14 protein-coding genes are annotated in these 15,213 nt (G+C 40.9%); 9 read left to right on the forward strand and 5 right to left on the reverse strand.

Going from position 1 to position 15,213, the window contains the following annotated elements:
- The first annotated feature begins 455 nt into the window (after window positions 1-455).
- The 4 genes from V7K53_RS11805 (at window position 456) to V7K53_RS11825 (ending at window position 3,780) form a co-directional block, all read left to right on the forward strand.
- Window positions 456-1,172, forward strand: coding sequence for a class I SAM-dependent methyltransferase (locus V7K53_RS11805; RefSeq protein WP_335197700.1), 717 nt, complete (start codon window positions 456-458; stop codon window positions 1,170-1,172).
- Between the two features lie 412 nt (window positions 1,173-1,584).
- Entirely contained in the window at window positions 1,585-2,664 is a 1,080-nt protein-coding gene (locus tag V7K53_RS11810; RefSeq protein WP_335197701.1) for a M4 family metallopeptidase, read from the forward strand.
- Between the two features lie 175 nt (window positions 2,665-2,839).
- Window positions 2,840-3,139 (forward strand): protealysin inhibitor emfourin, encoded by a 300-nt coding sequence (locus V7K53_RS11815; protein ID WP_335197703.1) that lies wholly within the window; start codon window positions 2,840-2,842, stop codon window positions 3,137-3,139.
- Between the two features lie 242 nt (window positions 3,140-3,381).
- Entirely contained in the window at window positions 3,382-3,780 is a 399-nt protein-coding gene (locus V7K53_RS11825) for a nuclear transport factor 2 family protein (RefSeq protein ID WP_099102708.1), read from the forward strand.
- Window positions 3,781-3,816: 36 nt separating this feature from the next.
- On the opposite strand, the gene V7K53_RS11830 is transcribed toward V7K53_RS11825, so the two are convergent.
- The 5 genes from V7K53_RS11830 to V7K53_RS11855 form a co-directional block, all read right to left on the reverse strand.
- Entirely contained in the window at window positions 3,817-4,293 is a 477-nt protein-coding gene (locus V7K53_RS11830) for a hypothetical protein (protein ID WP_335197704.1), read from the reverse strand.
- 434 nt (window positions 4,294-4,727) lie between these two features.
- Window positions 4,728-5,309 (reverse strand): hormogonium polysaccharide biosynthesis acetyltransferase HpsU, encoded by a 582-nt coding sequence (gene hpsU / locus V7K53_RS11840; protein WP_335197705.1) that lies wholly within the window; start codon window positions 5,307-5,309, stop codon window positions 4,728-4,730.
- A gap of 2 nt (window positions 5,310-5,311) precedes the next feature.
- Window positions 5,312-6,268 carry a glycosyltransferase family 2 protein gene (locus V7K53_RS11845; RefSeq protein ID WP_335197707.1) on the reverse strand — a complete coding sequence of 319 codons (957 nt, stop codon included), beginning with the start codon at window positions 6,266-6,268 and terminating at the stop codon, window positions 5,312-5,314.
- 24 nt (window positions 6,269-6,292) lie between these two features.
- The gene (locus V7K53_RS11850) at window positions 6,293-7,225 is read right to left on the reverse strand and encodes a glycosyltransferase (protein WP_335197708.1); all 933 of its coding nucleotides are present in this window, start codon (window positions 7,223-7,225) and stop codon (window positions 6,293-6,295) included.
- Window positions 7,226-7,393: 168 nt separating this feature from the next.
- A complete protein-coding gene (locus V7K53_RS11855; RefSeq protein WP_335197710.1) occupies window positions 7,394-8,221 on the reverse strand; it encodes a hypothetical protein in 828 nt (275 codons plus the stop codon).
- Window positions 8,222-8,764: 543 nt separating this feature from the next.
- Here V7K53_RS11855 and cobU point away from each other — a divergent pair.
- From cobU to V7K53_RS11880, 5 genes are all read left to right on the forward strand, one after another.
- Window positions 8,765-9,340, forward strand: a complete 576-nt coding sequence (gene cobU / locus V7K53_RS11860; RefSeq protein ID WP_335197711.1) for a bifunctional adenosylcobinamide kinase/adenosylcobinamide-phosphate guanylyltransferase — start codon at window positions 8,765-8,767, stop codon at window positions 9,338-9,340.
- A 52-nt stretch (window positions 9,341-9,392) separates the two neighbouring features.
- A complete protein-coding gene (locus tag V7K53_RS11865; protein WP_335197712.1) occupies window positions 9,393-9,812 on the forward strand; it encodes a hypothetical protein in 420 nt (139 codons plus the stop codon).
- A 246-nt stretch (window positions 9,813-10,058) separates the two neighbouring features.
- Window positions 10,059-11,018 (forward strand): ribonuclease Z, encoded by a 960-nt coding sequence (locus V7K53_RS11870; protein WP_335197713.1) that lies wholly within the window; start codon window positions 10,059-10,061, stop codon window positions 11,016-11,018.
- 634 nt (window positions 11,019-11,652) lie between these two features.
- Entirely contained in the window at window positions 11,653-13,845 is a 2,193-nt protein-coding gene (locus V7K53_RS11875; protein ID WP_335197714.1) for a GumC family protein, read from the forward strand.
- Between the two features lie 206 nt (window positions 13,846-14,051).
- Entirely contained in the window at window positions 14,052-15,197 is a 1,146-nt protein-coding gene (locus V7K53_RS11880; protein WP_335197715.1) for a SpoIID/LytB domain-containing protein, read from the forward strand.
- Window positions 15,198-15,213 lie beyond the last annotated feature (16 nt).

The following is a 15,213-nucleotide window of genomic DNA, read 5'->3' on the forward strand; positions in this document are numbered from 1 at the left end:
TTAAAATTGTTAGGATCAATTAAAAATGGTTTTATTAAGCAAATGTAATTATCTAATTACGACAAGACTTCTACTTTTGGTGTAGTCGCAAAGTTGATTTATGATATCCCAGAAGATAATATAATTGATACTTCTAAATACAGTTTAAAAGGAAAAGTTAAAAACTTAATTGCTTGGGTTAGAGAAAAAACAGTTCTTTCGTAAACTTTTTTAATTAAAAGTTAAAAACTAAAATTAGGAATAATAATTTTTAATTAATTTTGCATACAAGCCCCTACTAAATTTAATTGTTAATTAATAATTTTTAATTTTTAATTGAAGCACAGCAACTTAACTATGGTAGTTATCAATTGAGGTGTAATAGATTCTTAATTTTAGATGATGTTACATCTTTAGAAGGTGTCCCCAAAATTGCTTGTGAATATTGATTAGTGTATATATTAGTTCCGATCCCCATGCAACAATTATTTCCCGGAGAGGTATTCGCCAACACTGCTGATTTTGACACTGGTATTCGCCAACTTTTACCGCGATACGATGAGATGTTGGAGGTAATTACCCGTTGTCTACCTTCCACAAGTCGGCGTATTTTAGAACTAGGTTGTGGTACGAGCGAACTTAGTCTCAAGATACTCAACCGCTTTCCAGATGCCCAAGTAATTGCCCTAGATTACTCACCTAGAATGTTGCAATTTGCCCAAGATAAAATCACAGCAGCTGGATATCAACAACGCTGGACTGGTATACAAGCAGATTTTGGCGACTGGGCAAATAATCCAGAGAAGTTAGATATTGGTAGCGAATTTGATGCCTGTGTCTCATCTTTGGCAATTCACCATCTCCAAGATGAGATGAAGTTAAAGTTATTTGAGCGAATTGCTGCTAGCCTCACTCAAGACAGCTGGTTTTGGAATGCAGACCCTACCTTACCAGAATCACCAGCCTTAGCGGAAGTTTACAAAGCGGCACGAGAGGAATGGGCAGTTGAACAAGGAACTAGTTTGACAGAGATTCGTGCAAAGCTTGGCACAACCAGCACTCAAGGTTACTCCAATCAAGACCAGTTAGCTAGCTTAGATGCTCATTTACAAATGTTGAGCAAAGCTGGATATAAGACAGTTGCAGTACCTTGGAAATATTATGGTCTGGCGGTGTTTGGTGGCTGTTTGTGAAAATTTTCGGTTTTGGATGCCTAGATTTGAGATTCGCCTGTCTCCAATAGGCATTTATAGCATTAACAACTTGATAGTAACAAAACAGCAATAAATAATATTATTTCTGTTGATAAGAACTAATATATAAACGCATTGGGTCTGTAAAGGAGGTCTTGCTAACTCACACAAGGATTTTGGCTGAAATTTGCGGTCATTAAGCTAGCTTTGTGTTTTTATACAATATTTCCACATCAAAAGTACCTGTAAGGATACTATCAATCCTCTACAGACCTATCCGAAAATACAGAGTAGAAAATTTCCTTCATAAAAACCGGGGACACGCGATTTGAATTCGTTTTTCTGCTCCTTTCTCCAGTGGAGTTAAAGCCACTGTTTGCCATCACTTAGTTTCAAAAGGAGAATATCTTGGATGGCTCGAAATAAAAAGAAATCAGCTGGGTTTAAGTATGAGCATCCACTTGTCTCTAGATGCCCTATTTGTTGTATTGTCCCGCCCCACATGTTGGAAAATGTCGTGGTGAATGGCAATCCTCAGCAGCGGAGTTGGGCTTTTCGTACATTAAATGTTTCAGCACAACTTCGCGGACGCAGAGATGTCATAGGTACTGTCTCCTTTGCACCTTCTCCGGGTGAGAAGCGCCGCACCATCTACGATGCCAAAAATGACCAGCAACTACCTGGCACATTGGTGCGTGGTGAAGGAGATCCACCAAGCAGTGATGTAGCAGTGAATGAAGCCTACGATGGTGCTGGTGCTACTTATGACTTATTTCATGAAATATTCGATCGCAATTCCATTGACGACAAAGGACTACGTTTAGACTCCACCGTGCATTATGGCGTTAAATATGACAACGCCTTTTGGAACGGCGACCAAATGGTTTATGGTGATGGCGACGGAGAAATGTTTCAGCGCTTCACAAAATCCATCGATGTGATTGGGCATGAGTTAGCTCATGGGATAACTCAGTATGAAGCGGGTTTACAGTATTATGGCGAACCAGGGGCACTAAATGAATCGTTTTCTGATGTTTTTGGTTCCTTGGTGAAACAAAAGTCCAAAAATCAGACTGCACAAGAGGCAGACTGGCTGATTGGTGAAGGGCTTTTAGTACCGACTGTCAAAGGTATTGCCCTCCGGTCAATGAAATTACCGGGAACAGCTTATGATGATTCGGTATTGGGTAAAGATCCCCAACCAGCCCACATGAAAGATAAATATACTGGTGTTGAAGATAACGCTGGAGTGCATATAAACTCAGGAATCCCTAACCATGCCTTTTATCTAGCGGCTGTTGAAATTGGTGGATATGCTTGGGAAAAAGCTGGCAAAATATGGTACATAGCTTTACGCGATCGCTTGCGTGCCAAAGCAGATTTTAAAAAAGCTGCCAACGTCACCATTCAAGTTGCTGGCGAACTTTACGGTAATGATAGTAATGAGCAAAAAGCTGTGCAGAATGCTTGGCAAAAAGTAGGAGTTATCTAGGAGTTAGGAGTGATGAGTGAGGAGTTAGGAATAAATGTTCAACACCTTCCACTCCCTCACTCAGTACTCAAGACTGATTAATCTGTTGTTTGTTGCTGTTAAACTGGGAGGTGAAAAATATCATCTCCCAGTCTTAGTATTTATCCCAACTAAATAACACAACGGAGAGCAAAAAATGCGAGTATCATTTGAACGCACAGGTGGCTTTGCCGGAATTAGCAAGAAGACAACCGTTGATACAGACACTCTTCCGCCACATGAAGCAGCCACACTTCCTCGACTGGTAGAAGTTGCTGATTTATTTAGGCTACCGGAACTAATTACTTCGCCAAATCCCCAGAGCGATCGCTTTCAATATAAATTAACAGTAGAAGATAATGGCAAGCAGCATACTGTTACCGTAAGTGAGTCAGCATTGCCAGGAACTTTAAGACCACTGATTGAATGGCTACAGACATTAGCACAGAAAAAGTAAAAATAATTACTTATAAGTCTCTATTTCAATGGGATTAATTTAATTTTTGAGTGTGTAAGTAAAGCGGTATTTGATACCTGTGTTGCAAATTTACCGATGCGATCTGTTGAACCAACACAGTTTCAAGGCATAAAATCTATACCTAACGCTGTAGAAGATATCCTCAGTACTCAGAATTGTGGCAAAGTGGTAGTGAGATTTTAAGCAACATGGTATTACTTTATATCCAGGCGAAGGTAAAAATGACACAAAATTCAGAAAATACTTTAAAAGTTGCTCAACAGGCATTTGAGGGTCTGACGCATGGTATGGCAACAGGAGAGTGGGAAGCATTGTTAGATATGCTCACAGAAGATTTCACCCTTTGGTTTCCAATGGCAAAATTCCACGGTTTAAATGTGGGAAAAGAGCGAGCTAGAGAATTTTTCGAGTACGTTTCTGAATCTTTTAGTCCTGGGTTGAAGCTGACTGGTCTAGACCGTGTTACCAGTAATGAAACAACTGCTGTCTTTGAGTTTCGGGACGAGGGCCTTTTATTCGGACAGCCTTACAGAAATCGGGTAGCGGTTTCTTTTGATGTGCGTGAAGACAAAATTTGTGGCTATAGGGAATACTTTGGCAGCGATGGTAAATCGTATTAAATAAGTCGTAATTATGAATTATTTAATTGATTTTTATTAGTTACTCTCAGGGTTGAGTTCGTTGATTTCTCTGCACTTAACCTCTGCGGCTTGATATGCTGCCAGATAGTCTTGACCACCCAACATTACATCACCGTAATATTCATAAGGTGGATCGCCATAAATTGGCAATGGATCGTCTTCTGGATAATCTTCTTTTGATTCTTCAATAATAGCTTTCAGTTTTTTAACAGTCAGACTATGTGCTGCAAAATACCAGATTTCTTGGGGATTTTTGTTCAGGTGAGGTAATGTGGGATCGATAATCCGAACATCAGAGGCGTCGTCTAGCTCAATCCAACTGTGTTCAATCGGTCTATATGGCTTCCCAGCAAAAGCTAAAAATCCCTGAATATACTTTGCTCCCTCAGTAAATAATGCTGCTTTATAAGCATTATCAAACGGAGTGCTAGCTCTGCTGTTTATCTGTTCAGCAATTTTGATTGACAGCGTTTCATCCAATAGTTTGTTCATCAATAGCAAGGATTAGAGCAGCCATGAAAACATATTACCACTGCGACTTACCATTTTGCTTAGGCATTGGGCATTGGTTATTCACTAATGACAAATGACTAATAACTAATGACAAACTCTACTTTGTGCTACTCACTATGTGTAAATTTATTAACAAGTCGTTTGAGCTGTAGGGCTTAGACAAAAGGGTTTTAACACCATCACATCAATGCGTTGTTACTACTACTATTCCATTATCTGTCTTGCCAATTTATCCGATATACTGCCTTCCCACTCCAGCAGTAAAATTACCACTTTTTCACTTAGTCTGAATCGTCAATTATTAAACTAAAGCCTCTACTGATTTTCGTCTGACTACACTTGTTCGCGATCTCTAACCGACAGTTAAGGGCGCACAGCTAGCTGCACGCCCTTACTACGTTTAATCTATAAAATCACGGGGTTGTGGAGGGATCGAGTTTTATCCGAGCCGTTTTGGGGCGACAAGGGCTTCCCCAACAAACCTGCCCAGAAGGCATATTAGTAAAAACACTACTACGAGCGCCAATCACAGCATTAGCCCCGATTCGCACTCCTGGCCCAACAAAACAATCTGCTGCTACCCATACACCATTTTCAATGGTAATACTCGCTGTTTTCAACCCAAAGGCAGGATCTTGGAGATCGTGAGTACCAGTACACAGGTAACTTTTTTGGGAAATTACGCAATGTTCACCGATATGGATCTGATCGAGGCTATATAAAACTACGTTATCTCCAATCCAACTGTAGTTGCCAATGGTGACTTTCCAGGGGTAGGTAAATCGGGCTGTAGGTCGAATTAATACACCTTTGCCGATACGAGCGCCAAATAATCGTAGCAAAGCACAACGCAGAATATTTAACGGTTGAGGAGTGAGGGGAAAGGCGATCGCTTGTACAAACCACCACAATAAAACATACCAACTTGGACGCCCCCGGTCAAACCAAGATTGGTCATATTTGCGTAAATCTACGAAAGGTTGGTCATTAGTCATTATCAGGAATCAATGGTCAATAGCTTTGCTTCTGCTTCTCTACTCTCCTGCTCCCCTGCTCCCTCCTTCGGGGTAGTTGCAGTATTTAAGTGACCACCATAGTTGCGTAATTCGTAAAGTTTAACGCCGATTTGATATTCATATTGACTCAGCAAACGTGCATAGATATATCCTGCTTTGCCATCTAAAAAACCGCGTTGAATAATATAAAACAAAACAAATCGCAAAATCGGTTTAAATGGTAGGTGTACCCACACTTTTTTCAAAAATCGTTTGCGTTGCACGGCATCACCAAATAGATTAGCGCCGATAGTTCCGCTATCATCTTTACCTGTAAGAATATTAAAATAAACACTGGCTTCCCAGTTTGAATAGCGGTTGTGGCGTTCTAACCAGTGGTAAAGGTCGCGGAAGTCTTCGTGGAGCATATCATTTTTGAGATACCCAACTTTCCCTTGCAAAATCACGTGTTCGTGAACTTCATTATCACCAGTGTTAGGAATATCTTCTGTATTTAGATTTTCGTAGCGACCTTTTTTATGTTGAAATAAACGTAGATTCCAATCAGGATACTTCCCACCATAACGAATCCATTTTCCTAAGAAAAATACGCGGCGGTTGAGATAATAACCTGTATATTCATCATTTTTAATTGCTTGCTCAATTTCTTCCCAAAGCTCAGGGGTGATGCGCTCATCACAATCTACAATTAGCACCCATTCATTACGAAAAGGCAAATTATCTAAAGACCAATTTTTCTTTTTAGGCCAGCGTCCATTGAAGTTGAATTGTACGACATTTGCACCGTAACTTTTAGCAATCTCAATGCTGTTGTCGGTACTTTGAGAATCTACTACAAATATTTCATCTGCTCTGCTGAGGCTAGTAAGGCAAGCAGGCAAGTTAGCTTGTTCGTTTTTTGCCGGAATTAGTACTGAAACTGGTATTTTAGATGACATATTGAGTAAAAATTATGTTACTGGTTATTTCTTATTTGATGTAGATAAAAGACCTTGAATAGCAGCATTTAAGTAACCAATCTGACCGTAAGCATACACCAGTTTGTCAAACCGTTCTGCTGGATCGGAGAAATATTGTAATGCTTTATACAAGCCTCGCACAAAACGTTCGCCACCTCGCTGTAATTGAGCGATCCCAGCTTTACCAGCGAGTTGTTCTCGATAGCATTCACTGATACCTTGCCACCAGCCTCGGTTTAAAAACCAAGAGCGTTGGAGGCGCTCTGGGGCTACATTGTGAGCGACGAGTGCTTCGGGAAGATAAGCGACTTGCCAACCACGCTGTAGGGCGAATTCGGTCATTTGCAGTTCTTCGTTAGATAATAAATTTTTCCCCACTCGACCGAGATGAGGATCGAAACCGCCAATTTCTTCTAGGAAACTGCGGCGGATGGAATAATTTAAGCCTCTGGGTGTTGAGCCAGGTTGTTCAATGTAAATGTTACTGTCACCTAAGTCGTATGCACCCAGATTTGCAGCTAGCCCCGGAGATAGCCACCGTGGTTGTTGAATTCCTGGGGGCCACAGGAGAGTGACTTTGCCACCTGCGATCGCTAGCTTAGAATTATTGTAATAGGCAGAATATAAAACTTGTAGCCAGCCCTGACTGGCAACAGCATCGTCATCTAGATAAGCAAGAATATCACCACTGGCTACCTTTGCACCCGTGTTGCGGGCGACAGATAAACCAATGGTGGGTTCAAAAACATACTTCAGGCGCGGATTGTGGGCCCTTTCTTCTACAACCTCACGAGTGCGATCGCTAGATCCATTATCAACTACCACAATTTCAAAGTCCGCAGCAAAATCCTGCGCTAAAAGACTATCAATTGCAGCCCCTAAATAGGTATCTCGATTGTGAGTACAGATAATGGCAGAGATTTGAGTGTCTGGCATAGATTTAATTTTGGATTTGAGATTTGGGGCTTTCCTACGGAACGCTACGCTCAGTCGAACGATTTTAGATTAAAATCTTAAATCCAACGCTATAACTGCTGAGAGTTAATCTAAACCAAAAGTTACCGACCTACCAACCGAGTTTCTTCGGAAATAATCTTTAAAACTTTACGTTTGTTGAATATGACTGTGTAAAACTACAAGAGTTTGCGCCAGTTGACTAAGGCGGGTTTCCAAAGATTGCTTGCGCCCTAACAGTTGACGTAACTTTTGATAACGAGCGATCGCCATACTAACATTGGGAACCTGATCCGGTGGACATGGACGCGACCAAACTTTACCAGTATCGTCTACACCACAGAGACGATAGCCAGTAATAGATGATTGATAAGATACTTTTCCACCAGTGGCACAAATTTCTTCTACGTAGTTCATCAGGCGGTCAACTTCTGCATGGCGCAGTGTCGCAGTTCCTCCTGGTTCTGGTTCGGTGGGATTGGATTCTAACCAGCCATTCACAATTGGCCCTTCTAAGTAAATATCCTGAATTTGTTTCAAAATATTTTGCAATTCTGTTTGCCAACCGCCGACAGTTTCCTGAATTTCTTGCAATAGATTCATCGCCAATGCTGGATTCGCACCGTGGCGATGGCTACTAAAGGTCGGAGTTTTCAATTTAGGTAGGCTGGGTGTTCTGTTACCATTCTCTTCTGCTTGAAAGGTCTGCACAGATTCATGATGAGGAAAGAAATTTTGGTCAGAAGAATAATCAATCTCAGTATTTACACTCAAATCAACTGTTTTTCCTTGTGACTTTACTTCCCCATTCTGAGAGGATGGAACTTGTGTACTTTCTGTAGGTTCGTTAGCTCCGACGCTGATTCTAAAAGAGAAAGGCCGTTTTGTTGTCGAATCAGTCGTTTCGGCAGTAGAGTCAGTGCCGCGATTCCCTAAATCGTGTAGAGTTGCTTCAATGCGTTTTAAGCCTGCGTTCATAAAGACATCCTAAAGTTTGCTGTCCCCAATAGTATTAAATATTTGAGAATGGGGTAGTTGGGATTTTTGGCTTTTGCCAGTTGTAACATCTAATGATGCTGGTGCTAATTTTATCCCTTAAAAGTTATTTGAAACCAAAAATCTCACCCATAACACCCATAAAGTAAAAAAATGTGGTGATGAATTGTAACTTATGGAGGAGGCAGGGGAGCAGAGGGAAAATAATAATTCCTAACTAATTACTCAGCACGGGCTAAACGCACCGCTATCGCTAACATCACTCACCACTTTCAAGTCAGGAGGCAGGAGATTGGAAGTTAAAATTTATCTGTTGCTCTCAACCCCATTTAATTCACAGTCACGAAATCGTAGATTTTGGTGGAGGACTAGAAACCGCAAGCTCACTTGTAATAATAACCGCAGGAGGCTATGGCAATATTCTTTCTGCCTCCTGTCCGGTTGTTGAGTTTCGACTACGCTCAACTGCCGCGTAGTCGAAACACTGCCTCCTGCCTCTTTTGTTAAAATACTCAGTAAAAAACTTTGGGTAAAATCATCTTAGTAACAGGGCCAGCACGATCTGGTAAAAGTGAATGGGCAGAAACTTTAGCTATGCAGTCAGGAAAAGCAGTTGTTTATATAGCAACAGCTACCGATAACCCAAATGACCAAGAGTGGCACCAACGCATTTTAGAACACCAACAACGTCGTCCCCAAGACTGGGTAACTTTATCTGTACCTGTGGAACTGTCTGCTACCCTTGCTGATGCCAAACCCTATACCTGTCTTTTAGTTGATTCTTTAGGAACTTGGGTTGCTAATCTCCTAGAACAAGACGAATCTAGCTGGGAAAATACCCTTGCAGAGTTTTTGGACACGGTGGAACTAGTTGCTGCTGATATGCTGTTCGTAGCAGAAGAGGTGGGTTGGGGTGTGATACCAGCTTATCCCCTTGGGAGGGCGTTCCGCGATCGCCTCGGTTCTTTAGTACGCCAGCTAGCAACACTTAGCGAAACTGTTTATTTAGTGACTGGCGGCCATGTTCTCAATCTCAGCATCCTTGGTTCGCCATTGCCAAATAAAGGAGATGCTGGAACATTCAGAAGTCAAGATTCTTAACTCTTGATTCAAATCAATCCCAAATCTAAAATCTAAAATCTAAAATTGTAATATGGCAACCAAACAAGAAGTTAGAAAATACCTTGCCTACTGGTTTCAGTTGGGTAAGAAAGTGATTACGGGCAACGGCGAGGCAAGCTTTTTGCCTGAATCGGTGCTAGATGGCGATCGCTATAGTCAAGAATTCGAAGAGTGCTGGCAAAGAATTATTTCACCGGAATCGGGTGATTGTTACCTTGAGGGTACATATGAAACTATTGCTGAATTGTTGACACCAGCATGGGATATGCTGCCTTGTGGCCGATGCAGTATGCCAGTAGCCGCGCGAAACGTCGGGATGCCGGCGTTGTTATGTCCCTGTAATGATTTACCTAACTGGCCAAATACTGAATTGCCAGCACCGCGAGAGCCAATTAAAACTCAAGACCAACTCCAAACAATTCGCGATCGGCTTGTAAAGAATATTACATAAACAAACAACAAATTTGGAAATCTGAGAACTTTTTTCTAATTTTCTAATTATTTGATTATTTTAATTTATCCTGTAGTGCCCTTGAGTCTAACTACGGAATTTTTGTATACCTGTACTAGCTAGGGAAAAATAACTATTGGTTCTTAACTATGCCCAATCCCCAAAATCCTAAATATTTTACTCATTAACCGTGCCACTATAGAAAATAGAGCTGCAAATTGAGCAATAGGAAGACTAAAGAACACTGTGCAGATAACATTCTTAGGGACGAGTTCCGGTGTACCAACGCGATCGCGCAATGTTTCCAGTGTCGCTCTGAGATTACCCCAAAGGGCAGAACTCTGGTTATTTGACTGTGGCGAAGGTACTCAGCATCAAATTATGCGGAGTGAACTCAAAATGAGTCAACTCTCCCGAATTTTTATCACCCACATGCACGGCGACCACATCTTTGGCTTGATGGGACTTCTTGCTACTTGCGGCTTGGCTGGCAATGTGGAACGAATTGATATCTATGGGCCACCTGGATTAAATGATTACATTCAATCCGCTTCGCGTTACTCTTACACACACTTTTCTTACCCGATAAAAGTTCACGCCATCCGTCCAGGGGTAATTTATGAAGACGATGACTTCACCGTTAGCTGCGGTAATTTGCATCATCGGATTACAGCTTTCGGCTACCGCATAGCCGAAAAAGACCGAGCAGGACGCTTTGATGTGGAAAAAGCCAAGGCGTTGCAAATTCCTCCTGGTCGGGTTTACGGTCAACTCAAGCGCGGTGAAACAGTTACCCTTGCTGATGGAAGGGTAATTGATGGCACCCAATTGTGCGGCCCTACAGAAATTGGTCGAAAGATTGCCTATTGTACAGACACAATTTATTGTGATGGTGCAGTGCAATTAGCTCATGATGCAGATGTATTAATTCATGAAGCAACCTTTGCCCATCAAGATGCAGATATGGCTTTTCAGCGGTTACATTCGACTACCACAATGGCAGCGCAAACAGCTTTAGCTGCTGGGGCACGTCGGCTGATTATGAGTCATTTCAGTCCCCGCTATGCTCCCGGAAATACTTTGGAGTTAAAGGATCTTCTCAAAGAAGCTCGTGCTATTTTTCCCCGTACTGATATGGCTTACGATTTTATGATTCATGAAGTACCCAGACGACGGGAAATAGAGTTAACCAAGGTAGGCGTTTAAATTTTGGACTTCCCTACAGTACGCTACACGTAGCGTACTGTAGGGAAGGAGTACGGCTACGCTCAGTTGAACGATTTTTAGATTTTAGATTTCCTATTGAATGCTTCTAATCTAAAATTAACCAGGTTCTATCTTAGATTTTAATAGTCTCAATCATAAGATCAAGCAAATAAACAGTAGCTTCATTTTCCGAGTAAGTCAACTATTTAACCAACAATTTACGGTTAACTAGATGTATCAATAATATACAAATAGTATGGTTTAAATATTTTTATCAATGTGTTTTTTATATTACAAGTTATCAAAATAACTTTAATATATATAGTAATATTGTGAGTCGGATAATTTGATACTCAAATACTTAGAAAAAATAATTAATTTTTCGTCAAGATTTTTATTCCTTAAATAAAATATTTATTAAAAATTTATCCTTCCAACACTGATTAAGAATTTATATGCATGAATTGATGAACATGAAAGCGCCAGTTGGCATAATATTGTGCCAAATTAGCTTGTCATTGTTGGAAGAAGAATTAAGTATGCGATCGCAGCTATTAGGTGTAAAAAAATCATTTCATATTTATCATAAATCTTCCAAATAAATATAGCGTTTCGATATTAGAGGAGTTTAATAGTGGCTAAGACTAGTCTGAATCAAGAGCAACAGGTTACTACTTCAGCACAAGGCGCAGTTGACATCAGACAACTATCTACTATTTTGCTTCGCCGACGCTTTCTGATCTTTGGGGTTTCCTGTGTAGTTATGTCAGTTGCTAGCCTCTTGGCTATCAATGCCAAATCTACTTACCAAAGCAATATGCAGATATTGGTGAATTCCAATTTATCTGAAGGGGCACAGTCAAATACTCAGGTTAATGATTCAAATTCTCAAGTTGTTGATTCCACTACTCAGATGAAACTCATGCTGAGTTCTAAGTTGCTTCAGAAAGCTGTAGATTTACTACATTCTGATTATCCTGATATTACCTTACAAGACATCAATGGTCAAAAAGAACATAACAGACAAGCACCTTTAGAAGTAACTCCAGAAGCGGGAGGCATGGGAGCAAATAAAGTTTTTAATCAGGCATTTAAAGTTTCTTTTCATGACGACGATCCAGTAAAAGCACAAAGAGTACTTCAAGCTCTACAGAAAGTCTATCAAAACTACAACAAACAGCAGCAAAAAGAACGTTTGAATCAGGGATTAGCTTTTGTAAATACTCGTCTACCTGAGATTAAAAAAGAGGTAAGTCAAGCTGAGAAAAACTTAGAACAGTTTCGCAAAAAACATAAATTACTCGATCCCGAAGTCCAAAGCAAAATTCTGCTAGAATCTCTAGCCGATATTCAACAACAATTACAAACCACTCGTGCCAACCTTCAAGATGTAAACGCTCGCTATGATAATCTAGAGCAACTAATAGCATCTTCGTCTCAGCAGAATACACTACTTTCTTCTCGTTTAAATCAGTCAAGCCGCTATCAAGCATTATTAAGTGAAATTCAAAAGACTGAACTAGCATTGGCTAAGGAGCGGCTCCGTTATACAGATGATTATCCATCGGTACAAAAATTAAAACAGCAACGCCAAAGTCAACTTTCTCTCTTACGAGAAGAGGTAAAAACTATTACTAATACTAGTAAAGAAAAGCCTTTATTCAAAGGACAAATATTAGGGGTCGATCCAACCCTAGTAGATGAGTTTGTTTTAGTACAGACAAGTGTTTTAGGACTAACTGCCAATGAAAAAAATTTAGTCGAGTCAGAACAGCAAATACGCTCCGATCTAAACAAATATCCAAGTTTAATAGCAGAATATAATCGTCTGCTGCCAAAGCTAGAAACTAGTCGCAAAAACCTTGAACAACTAATCCAGGCGCAACAGTCATTAGGACTGAAAATTGCTCAGGAAGGATATAACTGGCAAGTTTTGGCAGAACCTTCTCCTGGTATTTATATGGGTAACAACAGATTATTACTTTTGGTTGGAGGAGCAGTAATTGGGCCGATTTTAGGTATTTTAGCAGCCCTGATTTTGGAAAAGTTTAATGACGCTATTTATTGTGCCGGAGATTTAAAGAAACTGACTAACCTACGTGTATTGGGATCGGTACCAAAACTACCGTCACGTGGTGTCAAAAAACGGCGGCTTGGCCTGCCTTGGAATGTCCGAAGAAGCTCAGATTATTCTGTAATAGAAGCCAGTAATAAATTGCCCGTCCATGAAACTTTGGACATGATCTACCAAAATATTCAGATATTAAAATATCCCTTGCCGTTCAAATCGCTGATGTTTACTTCAGCACTACCAGGGGAAGGAAAGACAACCTTAGTATTAGGGCTTGTAGCTAGCGCTGCCCGAATGCATAGACGGGTATTGGTAATTGACGCTAATTTACATAATCCTAGCTTGCACAAAATCCTGGAACTATCCAATGATTGGGGACTCTCTCTGTTATTAGTTGATGAGACAACTACTCATTTTCAAGATTATATCCAGCCCATTCACCCCTCCATTGATATTTTAACTGCTGGGCCAGAACCAGAAGACACAGTGAAGTTGCTCAGTTCTCAACGGATGAAAGAACTAATAGAGGCGTTTGAGCAAAATTATGACCTAGTACTAATAGATGCTCCATCTATTTTAGGCACGGTTGATGCCAGGATTGTGGCATCTTTTTGCAGTGGTATTGTCATGGTAGAGCGGATGGGGAAAGTGACTCGAACTGAACTGACTCAAGCAATAGAAATTTTGAGTAAGTTGAATTTAATTGGAATTATCGCTAATGAAGCGAGCAATTCTCAAAAGGTATTGGCATCATAAATCGAAGAATAAAAGTTTATCTTCCACAGCAGTCAGATTTGGACGATTCACTTTCCCTAATGTCTGATTTCTACCTTATAGTTAAAGCAAAATGCATAATTAGTAGGAGGTGGCAACCTCCCGCGTTGGAGAACTGTCTCATCTTAAAGTAGTAGACGCCATAATCCAGAGCGTCAATTAGATACTAGTGTGATTAGATGATCGGTATGAAATTCCAACTTTACTTAGGCTCTTTATTTTCTCAGATTAAAGTACGTTATTGGTGGGTAAGTATCTTTTTGTGGATAGCTTTGGTTGCTCCTGCCCAAGCGTCTGTAATCCTACGCGTGGCAATTGAGAGGGGCGTTAATCAGGTAAAAGTGGGTAGTTCCACCACTGGCATCGTTAAGGATAGTACTGGCCGGACTCTCGGACAGTTACCAGCGATGAGTGCATATTATGCCCAAGCCGTTCCTGGCGGAGTTGCCTTAGATAAGTGGCAGTCTGGTTTATTTTGGATTGAGCCAACTGGTAAAGGATTTGTTTATATTGGCGATCGCTGGTATCGAGGCAGAACTCTGGTTGTTCCCACAGAAAAAGGCTTAACGGCTGTTAACTGGGTGGATGACCAAGAATATCTCTACAGCGTTCTCGGTGGGGAAATGGATGCTAGCTGGCCCCAAGAAGCTTTAAAAGCCCAAGCGATCGCAGCCCGCACTTATGCCCTCTACGAACGAGAAAAACAACGAAATAATCCCGTTTACGATTTAGGGAATACCCCCGATCGCTGGCAAATTTACAAAGGTGTCATTAGTGAATCTCCTGCTACTTACACCGCAGTGGATTCTACTTTAGGGCAGGTACTAACTTATAAAAACCGGATTATTCTCTCAGTCTTCCACGCTTGTTCTGGGGGACACACTGAAAACGTAGAAGATGTTTGGGGAAATACTCTGCCTTACCTACGTGCTGTTCAAGACTACGATCAAAATATCCGCGAGTGTAATTGGGTGAAAACCTTCTCGCCCAGTGAAATTAGCGCTAAATTTCCTGAGGTGGGCAGTGTGACGGCGATAATTCCAGAGACATACTCACCTTTCCGCAGTGTTAAAGTTTTAAAAATTGTTGGTAACAAGGGCACGAAGGTGCTACAGGGCGAAGAAGTGCGAACAGCCCTCAAGTTAAAAAGTACCAAATTTAGCGTCACCAAGGGGGCTGATGGTAGTTTTGTATTGCAAGGGCTTGGCTACGGTCATGCTTTAGGTATGAGTCAGTGGGGGGCGTACAATCTGGCTCGGCAAGGAGTAAACCACCTGCAAATTTTGGGACATTATTATCAAGGTGTAGCTCTAACACCAATTCAGGCGAAGTAATCAGGGATTGGGCATT

The sequence above is a fragment of the Nostoc sp. genome (genome assembly GCF_036917355.1).
In the GTDB taxonomy this organism is placed as follows: Bacteria; Cyanobacteriota; Cyanobacteriia; order Cyanobacteriales; family Nostocaceae; genus Nostoc.